Source organism: Rossellomorea sp. NPDC077527 (assembly GCF_044542955.1).
Lineage (GTDB): Bacteria > Bacillota > Bacilli > Bacillales > Bacillaceae_B > Rossellomorea > Rossellomorea aquimaris_E.
In genome coordinates this window covers 134,198-146,145 of sequence record NZ_JBITVL010000005.1, presented here as the reverse complement: position 1 = coordinate 146,145, position 11,948 = coordinate 134,198, and the positions used below count along the sequence as shown (strand labels likewise).

The 11,948-nt window shown below is 43.8% G+C and carries 7 protein-coding genes; 5 read left to right on the top strand and 2 right to left on the bottom strand.

Annotated features, from left to right (window positions below; genetic code table 11):
- Window positions 1–102: 102 nt before the first annotated feature.
- Together ACIGG7_RS17595 and ACIGG7_RS17590 are read left to right on the top strand one after the other, a co-directional pair.
- Entirely contained in the window at window positions 103–378 is a 276-nt protein-coding gene (locus ACIGG7_RS17595; RefSeq protein ID WP_397550471.1) for a hypothetical protein, read from the top strand.
- Between the two features lie 72 nt (window positions 379–450).
- On the top strand, window positions 451–1,011 hold the full coding sequence (locus ACIGG7_RS17590; RefSeq protein ID WP_397550470.1) for an FxLYD domain-containing protein: 561 nt from the start codon (window positions 451–453) through the stop codon (window positions 1,009–1,011).
- A gap of 58 nt (window positions 1,012–1,069) precedes the next feature.
- Here ACIGG7_RS17590 and ACIGG7_RS17585 read toward each other — a convergent pair whose 3' ends face one another.
- Window positions 1,070–1,993: a helix-turn-helix domain-containing protein gene (locus ACIGG7_RS17585; RefSeq protein WP_397550469.1), complete on the bottom strand. Its 924-nt coding sequence runs from the start codon at window positions 1,991–1,993 to the stop codon at window positions 1,070–1,072.
- Window positions 1,994–2,183: 190 nt separating this feature from the next.
- On the opposite strand from ACIGG7_RS17585, the gene ACIGG7_RS17580 reads away from it, so the two are divergent.
- From ACIGG7_RS17580 to ACIGG7_RS17570, 3 genes are all read left to right on the top strand, one after another.
- Window positions 2,184–2,996, top strand: coding sequence for a copper amine oxidase N-terminal domain-containing protein (locus tag ACIGG7_RS17580; RefSeq protein ID WP_397550468.1), 813 nt, complete (start codon window positions 2,184–2,186; stop codon window positions 2,994–2,996).
- Window positions 2,997–3,220: 224 nt separating this feature from the next.
- Window positions 3,221–4,432 (top strand): PD-(D/E)XK nuclease family protein, encoded by a 1,212-nt coding sequence (locus ACIGG7_RS17575; RefSeq protein ID WP_397550467.1) that lies wholly within the window; start codon window positions 3,221–3,223, stop codon window positions 4,430–4,432.
- A 168-nt stretch (window positions 4,433–4,600) separates the two neighbouring features.
- Window positions 4,601–5,383, top strand: a complete 783-nt coding sequence (locus ACIGG7_RS17570; RefSeq protein ID WP_397550466.1) for a copper amine oxidase N-terminal domain-containing protein — start codon at window positions 4,601–4,603, stop codon at window positions 5,381–5,383.
- Window positions 5,384–5,568: 185 nt separating this feature from the next.
- On the opposite strand, the gene ACIGG7_RS17565 is transcribed toward ACIGG7_RS17570, so the two are convergent.
- Window positions 5,569–11,907, bottom strand: coding sequence for an S-layer homology domain-containing protein (locus ACIGG7_RS17565; RefSeq protein ID WP_397550465.1), 6,339 nt, complete (start codon window positions 11,905–11,907; stop codon window positions 5,569–5,571).
- Window positions 11,908–11,948: the final 41 nt, after the last annotated feature.

The window sequence follows — 11,948 nt, the reverse complement described above, 5'->3', positions numbered from 1 at the left end:
GGTACCTTGGCTCTGTTTTTGGAGCCGGGGTACCTGTCCCCTTGGCCTTATATATATTCTTTAGAAGTTTGATCTGTTTTTGCAGCATCTATCATGAGGAAGATGGCTGAAACGATATGCATGACCATTCCGACAAACGGAATCCATCCTATGCAGGATGTGACGATTCCGAGTATACTCCCAGTTGTTGCGCCCTTATCTTTGATTGTAAGGATGAGAGTCGTAATATGTAAAACAAGCATGATGACTAATGGGAACCATAAAAAACCGATTATGATTGCAGCCCCCAGAATGGGAACACCTAAAACGGCTTCAAAAGCACCTGTTGTCCATTTTAATATTCTTGAAGTTGATATTGGAATAACCTCCTTTATATAGTAAAAATTTCCTGTTTATTATAACATATAAATAAAGTCTATCAGACTAGTTGTTTTTACAAAAGGAGTGTGGATGTTGTTTAACAGCAATCGGAATTTGACCGTTAACCAGTGGATTCTCGTTATTATCTTACTTTTCATCCCTGTAGTGAATCTTGTATTTTTGTTGGTTTGGGCTTTTAGCAAAGAAGAACATCCATCTATTAAGAATTTCTCTCGGGCCGTCATTAAGCTGAATCTTATTCTATTCGGTATACTGATTGCGATCTTGATCGGGACAGGCGGGCGCTTGTCATTATTTGACGATCAAGCATTGGTAAGTGGGGGAATCAATCCTTTACTGCCTTCCGGGACAAGTGCGGTAGAGTCGAAGATTGAGTTTCGTAATATTGTCCATCGAACACAAATGGGGATCACGACCATTTCTGGTGAAACCACCAACATGGACAATGAGGACCATTCTTATTCCCTTACTGTTACCTTTTATGATAGGGATAAAAAAATCGTAGGTACAGGACTTGGGATTGTTGACAATATTGGGCCTGGTCAGACGAAGACGTTCGAAGCGATTTCCCAGGATAACCTTACAGCTGTTGAGAGTGTGAAGGTTGATGTGGATAGTATCTTGTATTGAGCAGGGTCTAAGTGAGCTGAGGTTGAGCCAGGGGAACAGGTACCTTGGCTCAATTGAGTTACTTATTGTGAGCCGGGGTACCTGTCCCCCTGGCCTGCGTGGCCTTCATCGAGATTTCTTTTCTTTTGTTTTCCAGGAAAGAGGTAAAGCGTTCACTTTTTCGCAGTTCGAACATGTGGATGGATTTTTCTATATATGGTAGTGCTTTTTCATAGTCTCCCAATAGTTCGAAGTTGTAGCCGATTTGATAGTGCAGTTCTCCAAGGCCCCATAGATGTTCTTCTTCGAGACACCATTTAATGGCCCTTCGACAATAGTCTATTGATTCTTCATAACGATTGAGGCGGGTCAGGACCCTGGCGGTATTGAAGAATAACCTCGTCTTTATGGATTTATCGAATAGTTGCTCGGTTTGATTCATCATGTCTTCGACTTTATAGTAATGGAGAAGTGCTTTTTCGTGGTTATCCAAGATTGATTCCCAGGTCCCAAAGGTCGTGAGGATCTCCATTTCTCTTTCAGAAGCGGCCTTTTTCTGGTTGGCTGTCAGTTCGTAGGCTTCTTGCAATAAGCTAAAAGCTCTGTCCGGGTCTTTTTCAATTTCAAATAGATAGATTGCCTTATGCCAGAGTAACAACTGGAGCTTCTCATTATCTTTATAGAAGAGTGGATTTTTTTCTTCCGTTTTAACCATTTCCATCATCTCATCATATTTGCCATTCAGTCTAAAAAACCTCAACTGTTTTTCTACTTCACGGATATAATCCAGGCGAGGCGTAGTTCCAATTTCAAAGAAATAGTTCACATCGACTCCAAGTTTCAAAGAGATCTGGTACAATGCCGTTGCACTTGGATAAATATCTCCTTTTTCAATCCGGCTGACTAAAGCCTGTGTACATACACCTTCAGCTAGATCTCCTTGAGTTAAGCCCACCACTTTTCGCAACTCCCTGATCTTTTTTCCAATGACGGAGTAGTCCATTTCATCACCTCTATTGAAGCAAACTTTTCTATTTATTTTAGCATGGACAGGAAGCCAGGGGGACAGGTACCTTGGCATCATTGAAAAGAGGAGCCGGGGTACCTGTCCCCTCGGCTCTGAACACTAAATTCCAAATAATAGAAAAACATGTTACGATTGTAAAAGAATAGAATTAGAGGGGAGAATCTATATGAAAAAAAGTTTCATTTTGACCATTATAATTTGTTTGTTTATGCCAATTGGATTTTTTGGAAAAGCCAGTGCTAAATCAAATTCAGATCCGACGATTGCTCATGTTATTGTCGATCGAGAATATTTATCCTACGGTTTGGGTTCGCCATTTATTGAGGATGGAAGAGTCATGCTGGGAATCAGACTTGTGGTGGAAAAGTTGGGCGGGAAAATTCATTGGGAACGTGCTGAAGATGGGACTTCAATTGTAAGGATTTCTGAAGGGGACACGACGATTACTCTGTATCCTGAGCAATCGGATTCCTCTATCGCTTTGATTAATAACAAGCAAGTGCAATTTGATTATCCGATTTTTATCAAGCAGGGGGTTACGTATGTACCCCTTCGATTCCTTTCCGAATCCTTGGGAGCAAGTGTCGCATGGGATAATCAGACGAAAACGGCGACTGTTCGTTATCATCCTATTGACGAACCGAGTGAGAGTGGATTATTTTATCAAGAAACCTATGACGATGGTAGCGTTAAAGTGTTTGAAAAAGGAAAGGAGCTTCCTGTGGCTAAATATACTCCTTTAAGAACGGGAGAGGAAGTAACTGTCTATAATCCGAGAAACCTGCTCCATATTGAAATCGGTGCAGAGCTTGCTGTAAGTAAGGGTATGCCTTTGTCAGAAGAAGAGATTCTGGCGTTACCGCGGCCGGTACTATCTACTGAAACTGCACCGGAAGTTTATGAAACTAGTAAATACTATTACAAGTCTCACATCCCCTTACCTGTAGGCGAATGGTGGTTATCTTGGTGGGAGAAATAAGGGGGAAGAGCCAAGGGAGCCAAGGGGACAGGTCCCTTGGCTTTTTTTGTAAACTCTAAGCCAGGGTACCTGTCCCTCTGGCTCATTTTTGATATGTTAAACGTTTATAATGAAAAGGAGGAGATGTTTTAATGAATATAGGTATGGATTGTCCAAGATGTGGGGGGGAATTGGTAGAGGATGCGTGGGAGGAGTTTCATGAAACTGAAGGTAGTGGGGTAATCGTGGAGGGATATTCAGCCTATGTTTGTCGAGATAAATGTGGCTATGTGAAGAGGGTGGATGATTTCCCAAGGGTGATTGCTCAGCAAGGCGATGACAGGCTCCTTTTATTGTATCCAAATGATCAAGCCCGTATCTTTGATGTTCGCGATGCAATCCTTTGGCCGCAAATGCATGTCGAAGCAATACTTGGACGGGGATATTGGGAGGATTATACGGGCAATCAAGATATCGAGATGTTACTTCAGGATGCTCGTGTCAGTGAAGCCTATTCAATCGAGTTGCCTAATTTATTTCAGTTCGCCACAAGTGAATTGTCCCAGGATGCATTTTTATGTTGGCTGATGACCTGGAGTAAACACGATTACCGATTAGTAGATGAACCTCTTCACGAGGCTGCGCTCCATTTCGTAGCTGAGATTTTTAAAGTACATCACCAATCACTACCTGAGATCAAATCTATAGAAATTACACGACAGTTTAAATCATTGGACATATTAGCAATCATCAATGATACATATGCCATATTAATTGAAGATAAAACATATACAAAAAATCATTCTAATCAATTGACGCGTTATCGTGAAGTGGTGGGAATAGAGTATCCAAAATATGTCCAACTACCGATATATTTTAAGATTGCCGATCAAAGTCATTACCGCTCCATTGAGAAAGCAGGTTATAAACCCTTCAAGCGAAGAATGATGCTTGAGGTCCTGAAGAATGGAAAAGATAATGGGGTTAAAAACGCTATTTTCCTTGATTACTATCACCATTTGCAAAAAATCCAAGACCGAATTGAAGCTTTTTGGACCGTCCCGGTTAATGATTGGAATGCTTTCGCCTGGCAAGGGTTTTACCAAGAGCTTCAAAAAGGGTTGAAGGGAGACTGGGGTTACGTATCAAACCCAAGAGGAGGATTCTGGGGGTTTTGGTGGGAATCATCAGGCAATCATAATCAATACATCCAGCTGGAAGAAGATCGGCTTTGTGTGAAAATATCAGCAGATGGTGAGTATGGAGAAGAATTCGTTCTTAACAGATTAAAAGACGTTTTATCGGAATCTGAAAGAAAGAATCTCCTTTTAAAAAAACCCGCAAGGTTGCGCAAAGGTAAAACCATGACCATTGCTGAGCGAAAACATTATATTCAAACCAATCCGGATGGAACAATAGATATGGGGGCGACTATTTTTGAATTGAGAAAGTTTTAGAGAATGAGCCAGGGGGACAGGTCCCTTGGCTCTTTTACATTTAATTGGGCTAAGGTACCTGATCGTCCGGCTTTCCCCATTAATAGATCAATTCAAATTAAACTATGGAAATTAAGGAAAACAATAGGTAAACTGTGTAATGAAACTAAAACATAACAGGAGGAAAAAATGAAATCTAGAGTTTTAAAATGTATCCTTTTTACCTTAGCGTTGCCGTTGTTTTTTAGCTTTTCTCAGTCGGCTGATGCTCAATCTAGTGACGCTAATGCCAGCTACTATTTCGATAGCGGAAAATTAGAAAACGGCCGAATGCTCATCCCATTACGTTCTGTGTCCGAGGCTTTGGATTCAAAGGTGACATGGAATCAATCAACGAAATCAATCAACATAACCAGAGAGAATACCACCATATTTTTAAAAATCAATTCTAAACAAGTAAAGGTTAATGGAGAGGCTATTACCATTGATGTACCAGCAAGAGTATACAGTGGGACAACCTATGTGCCTGTAAGGTTTGTCAGCCAGGCTTTTAATGGCAAGATAGGATGGATACCATCCCTTTATGAGGCCACCGTTGAATTGGGAGATACCCTCGTTCGGGTAAACTCTAATCCAGGCATGAGCCGGGAAAGGGTAATGGAACTCATCGATCAGGTCAATAAAACGACAAATCTATCAAACTATCCACAAATAAGGACCCATTTCCGTCCTTATTTCACAGATCACTTTATTAACCGTATCGTTAATTTGGATGGTGTGAAGGATAATCGGGTGATGGTGGAGGATTTTGAGGATGCTGCTATACATTATGGTTTGATAATCAGTCAATCGGAGTTTATGTATGCCCCCCTAGTGGATTATATCGTCGACCGGGAAATCTATCTAACTGTTGAAAATAATCAATATGTGGTTAAGGGTGTAAAAGTAGATGTCATACCCTATTATGGGTAATAAAGAAAGAGCCAAGGGGACAGGTCCCTTGGCTCTTATATTTGGGCATTAACTCACCCAAATAAGAAGAGGCCGACATCAACGGCCTCTTCTACTTACTTCAATTTAATTTAAACCTGCATGCTTTTCATACCATAGATAGTTTTAAAAGTAATTTTTGGGCCAAGGGACCTGTCCCCCTGGCTCTACTTATTCAAAACCCGATACAAGATCACGCTGGTTTCGGCTCTTGTTGAAGGTGCTAGTGGGTCAAATGTGCCGTTGTTTCTTCCAAGGATGAGGCCTGCCTGCGATGCTTCGTAAATGTCTTTTGAGAAGATTGGGTTGAATTGGCTGTCGTCTTTGAATTTTTCAATTTCGACTAATTGATCCAATGCTTCTGGTTTTTCTTTCTTCATGGCCCGGACAATCATCGTGACCATTTCTTGACGGGAGACGTTCTGGTCTGGTCTGAAGGTTCCATCTGGATATCCTTTTATGATCCCCATCCTGTAAGAAGCTTCGATGTAGGCGGCAGACCAGTCTTCTCGTGCTGTCACATCTTTGAACGTCCCGTTTAACTCATCTGTTTGGATGTTTAGCATACGCGCTAATAAGACAGCGAACTGAGACCGGGTGACGGATTCGTTCGGTGAGAATTCACTATCTGTTTTCCCTTTGATGATATATCTGGATGCCAGCTGTTCGATTTGGTCTTTGGCCCAGTGGTTTTGAATGTCTTTGAAGGTCTTGCTGTATTGCATTACCACAAAGGAAGAAAGCTGCTTCACTTCCATGACCCAGTACCCATCCTTTTTCTCGCCGCCTGCAAATTGCCATTGCCCGGACTTCTTATTCAGGCTGGCTCCAAAGATGGCTTTTTCACTTGCAGTCGCAACGGTAGTTGGAAGAGGGAGTGAAACGGTAAATGGTTTCTTCATTATGGTATTTAATGCTGGATCACTGAATTCGACAGTCAATATTTTCGTTAGGAATTTGTCCCCGTCTTCTGATTTCTCAAAAGTAACGGAGATACCCAAGTCAGAAGATCCTTTCGCTGCCGCAAATGTTTCCTTAGGAATCGTGATGGCAGCTCCGTCCACACGTAACGTTACGTCTTTTTTACTGTTTTTCAAATAGGTCTGCATATCAGGTGAAAGGATAAACGTTGCGCCTGCTGAGTCTTTCGGTACGTTCAGTTCAAAGGTCGAATCTCTTTCAACCAGTTGATCTTTTGTGACGGTGATTTCGTCGTCTTCACCTGTTGTCGGTGGTTCTGGTGTCACCGGACCGGGATTTTCCACAGGTGGTTGCCCGCCATGATCACCGGTCGTGAACGTCCATACATCCGATCTGACGTCTCCGCCAAATTCATCCGATGCTTTCACATACCAGCCATATTTCTGATTCCCGTTTAAACCATTCCACTCCATCTCTGCCTTTTGGTCCACGGCAGTGACGGTCTTCCCGATTTGATCCTGTGTAAACACATTCACTTCAAATTGATCCGTCGAAACCTCTTTGCTTTGCGGTTGAAGCGGGAGGTCGATGACAAATTCATCTTTGCCTGGGTATTGATCTGTGTTGTAGTAATTATAATCGTCCAGGTACGGTGAGTAGGTCTTCACATAGATCTTATTGTCGGCCTGATTCACATGAAGGAGTCTGAGATACCCTTGTCCGCCTTCCGGACCTCCTTGATAATCGGCTAACATCTGATAGACTTTCCGATCCGGTTGGCCGTCGCCGTCATCGTCGATTTCATCCACTAATGTTTCACTGTCATGGTAATGGCCGCTGAAGGCTGCGATGACATTTTTATTCGTCTTCACGACTTTTTCAAAAATTTCATTCCCAAGGGGACTGCGGTTTCCGGATACCAATAGGTACTCATGGAAGCTAAGGATCGCCATTCGGTCAGGGTGTTCCTGTAACACCTTGTTCATCCAGTCGATTTCTTCCTGCCCAATGCCCCAGCCCATATACATCATGATGAAATCATTTCCGTTCGCGCTGATGAGATCATAGTGACCGCGGTTGTCTTTGTATGACTCGCCGTAATAAGGCTGTTTGTTGAAGCGGTTCTCCCCGAAGTATTTCGAAAACTGGGTGTAGTCATTGGTTTTGTGATCTACGTCGTGATTTCCTGCAAGTACACCATACGGTATGCGTGCGTCTTCCAGTACGTTCATATACTCATCTGCATAAGCCCACTGCTGTGGATCATCTGCTTCATCCACGAGATCTCCTGTGTGGAAGACGTAAGGGATATTCAACGTTTCTTTGTTTGCAGCTACCCAGTCCACCATCTTTTTGTAAATATGCGGGTAGCTTTCAGAATAATATTGGGTGTCCGACATCCAGACCATCGTATAGTCAGAGGAAGCTTCCGGCGCCACTTCGTCCTGGATGAGGACTTGTATCTTATGATCCTTCATGTATTCTGATCCTTGTATCTCTGCTTCCAATGAGAAGTTCTCTTCCCCGGCGACCTTCCATTGCTGCATGTCCCATTTGGATTTGGTAAAGTTCCATACGTACATGGATACTTTCCGGCCGGCCATGGATTTTCCGTCCCATTTTAGTTCTACGATGTCCTTATCCGATACATCCGGATCCACACGGACTTCAAAGCGTTGATAAGGAAACTTGGTGGTGGACGTGGTGGTCATGAACTCTCCATCCAGGTTATCCATCTTCTGAATCTCTTCATCTGATGCTGCTGTTTCTCCGTCCATTTCAAGAGTGAGTGGAGGCTCCGTGTCTGCAGCATGGGACACAACGTTCACTTCTGCATCGGATGGTTTGTAGTGGAATCCTTCGTAAAAATCGACCTTCAGCTCGTCGTCTGTAGGATCTTTCACTTCGACAGAAAGCTTCGTGCTATTCGCGATTCCCGTTGCGTTCGACTTGGGATTCAGTGCTTTTGGCGTGGTCGGATGCTCATCAACGACGGTAAAGGTCACCGTTTTCTTGGCTTCATTTCCGACGATATCCTTTGCTGTTACTTCAAACGTATGCATGCCGGCAGATAGCTTGGCAGAAGAAGTCTCGTAAGGAAGCGTGATCTCCTTGCCATCGAGAGTGGCGATCATCTCCGTTACACCTGAGAATTCATCCTCAACCGCTGCGTTCAGCGTGAATGGACCCTTGTATTCTTTTTCATCAGTCACGGTCGGCTCAATGGTCGGAGCGGAGTTGTCCACGACCACTTTGGAAGAAGTCGAATTCGTTCCTTCGGTTGCCGTAATCGTATTCTCTCCTTCTAGTGCCTTGGATGTGTCCCATTTGTATGCTTTTGCAATAAACTTTTCGTCTGGAATCTTGAAGGAGAAGTCATAGGTCGGTGTCGCCGATCCGCCGTCCCCAACGGTCAATTCTTGTTCGATCTCATTGTATTTCGGGTCGTAAATGATCGTTCCATCGCTTAAGACGAGACGGACATTTTTAATATAAAAGTCGTCTCGGTTCTCTTCTGACGTCGTATCAAAAGGAGAGACCTTTGTACCCGAACGAATCGAGATGACGGTATCCCTTTCAGAGCTGATCTGGTTCGGCTGAATCGGCACACTCATGGTGACATAGGAGTTGATGGTATCATCAAAGATGGATAATACTTGATCCCCCATGGTCACACCATTTTTGAAAAATAGGTTGGTCTTCTTCACTTCAAACGAGAAGTATGCAGGCTTTTCAAGTGCTTTGTACGTGTCGTTCGTCACATCCTGATCCCCGATTTTCAAAGAAATATCTTCATATGAAGATGGGGAGGAGGTGACGGCCACAATCGTTTCTTTACTGACGATGGCTTCCTCATTCAGATTCAAGCGCAATCCTGCGTCCTCTTCATCTCCCAAGATCGGGATCGTTTTCTTGTCGGTTTCAATGGTGTTTGTCCCGTCTGACACTTGAACATAGTATTCAAGCGATTTCTTGCCCATCAGTTCCGGTAAGTAAATGGTATGGTGATAAAGTGAATCATCATAGTTTTCCGTAAGGTTCACAGAGCGATAGTCGGACTGTTCATTGTCTTTATAAAAGAGTGTTACGGTTTTGACGCCGATATTGTCTTTTGCATCGAACAGAAGTTGGAGTGATCCTTTTTCTTCTACTTCCTGTATATTGGTTACGTCTTCAAGCGTAGGATCTTGAGTATCGTCCGGAAGCTTTACTTTTTCCTGTGGAACCTGCGTTGGAGTTACAGTCCCGGGTGTCGCCGCCTCCGTGCCGGAGCTGACTTTCACCATTTCGTTCTTTCCATTAGTAGGAAATGCGTACAAGATCCCTTTGTTCGCTGCCGTGTCGTCTACATTCGGGATGTCATTATAATAGGAAGTGGCGATTTCCTTACCGGTATTCGTCGCAATCACGACTCCACGGTTGCTTCCGTTGGCCATCCCGTCAGAGTGGACTTTGACGATGTTTTGATTTTCAACGAGCTGAGATTGATAATTCTCGTTGAAATCGGCCATGGTCTTATCACCGTTTCCTTTATTAATGATCCAGAAAACGAGGGTGTCCCCTGAAGGAATGAGGATATCTTCCTTCTCACCCGGCCAGGTCAGATCGGCTTCCGGACCGTCCATAGGATAGCGGTAGCGGATTTTATAATCTTTAAAATTGATATCCTTGTCGGAGTTATTATAGATTTCGATAAATTCATAGCCGTCGAGGCCGTTGACGTTATCGGAATCTGGCACCACCTCTGTTACTAAAAGAGGGGGAACCATTTGAGCGTCATACTCCGCTTTTTTGATGGTGGCGGTGTAGGTATCGGTAGACACTTTATTGGTCCCGTCAGTTGCCTCGATTTTATATTGAAGCTGCCCGGAACGAAGGGCTTCTTTAGAAATCGTCGCTTCGTAGGTTGAACCCTTTTTCAAGGTCATGGGCGATGAGGTCCATGGGCCATCCGCATCTGTACGGTACGATAGGGAAACGGCCTGAACCTCTTGATTGTCCGTGACCTCAGTCTGGACGGTGACATCCTGGCCACCAGTGATTTCAGTCAGTGGGGTATGGGTGATGACCGGTGCTTCGGCATCATCTCCTGCTTTTACCGGTTGTGATGGGACCTGACCTTCTAATGTCTCCCCAGGATTAGCCTTGATGGAGGACCCGACTTTCACCATTTTATTTCCTGTCAGTGGATATTTATAGGTAACGCCGCTGTCCTCTTTCATATCTGTTGCTACATAAGTCGCTTCAGAGAATTCAGTCCCGAGGTCGTCGGCAATCTTTAACGTCTTCTCCGCGCTATTGGACATCCCGTCATCTTCTACGGTCGTGATTTCCGTTTCTGATAAGCTTGTCCCGTAATTGGAGTTGAAATTTTCTAATGTGGAATCTGCATTTGCACCATTCTTGATCCAGACGACGAATGACGATTGAGCCTGAACCACTTTATCTTCCGTCAGATCCCAGTATTCGCTCGTGCCCGATGAAGGAGTATGGTAGATGAGCTTGTAATCTTTCATATTGATTTCTTGATTGGTATTGTTATAGATTTCGATGAATTCGTAGCCGTCTTTAGCGTTCACATTGGACGAGTTCGGCGTTAGCTCGGTGATCAGTAGCTTCGGGGCTGCCTGGGCGTCGAACTCCTCCGTTTGGTTAATGCTTACTTCAAATGGACTTTGGGTGTCGGTTGGATATGTAACGGTGTTTGTTCCAGCCTTGACTTCGATGTAGTAAGTCAACCTGGAACCTAAATAATCTTCTGCCGGGATCTCTGCCGAGTATGTTTGGTTATCATTACTGGTTAGTTGTATCGACTTCGGTGGAAGGGCTGCATTTGTTTGATAATGCACGGTTGCTGTCAGCAAGTCCTGATCGTCTTCAATTTGAACGTTGATGGATAGATTTTGATTGTCATCAACAGATGTCACTGGTTGGTGGGTGACGACTGGTGGTTGATTCGGTTGATCTGGTTTAGCTGTCGTGATCTGTTCTATGTCGATGATGCCTGGAGTCGGTGTGGAGTTGGTTCTGAATGTCGCCATGGCAGGTGAGTTGGCATCATGCTTGAATTCTTTTCCGAGATCTTCGGACACTTCTTCTGCGAGGTAGCTGGCGGTGGATAGTGGTTCCTTATCGGAATTCGTTATGTGGATCCCTCTTTCCCCGCCGTTAGCCATTCCTGTAAAGCCCTCTCCGGAGAACTCTATTAGATGGTCATCCTCTATGGTAGAAGAATAATGCGAACGAAAGTCATCCTTGGTTTTACCGGATTTATTGAACCATAATGCCACCGTTTCGTTTCCACGAAGATTGTAGCTCGGAACGTTGAGGTCTATATCAGAATGAGAGCCATCCGTATATATGTAAGAGAATTGATAGGTTGATAGATCAATAGAGTCATTGGTCGGGTTATGGACCTCGAAATATTCATAGTCCTCTGGCCCGAGGATATCTGGGACTACCTCGGTAACAAGCAGATTTGGCTGTGGGGCTGCAGCTTCTACCTTAACAACTGGAGTGAAGTAAGCGAACACAAGAGAGGCACACATGCCCAGAGAAAACATCTTACTAAACCGGTCATTCATACATTTTCCTCCTATTTATAAATATATTGTCAATATTCATA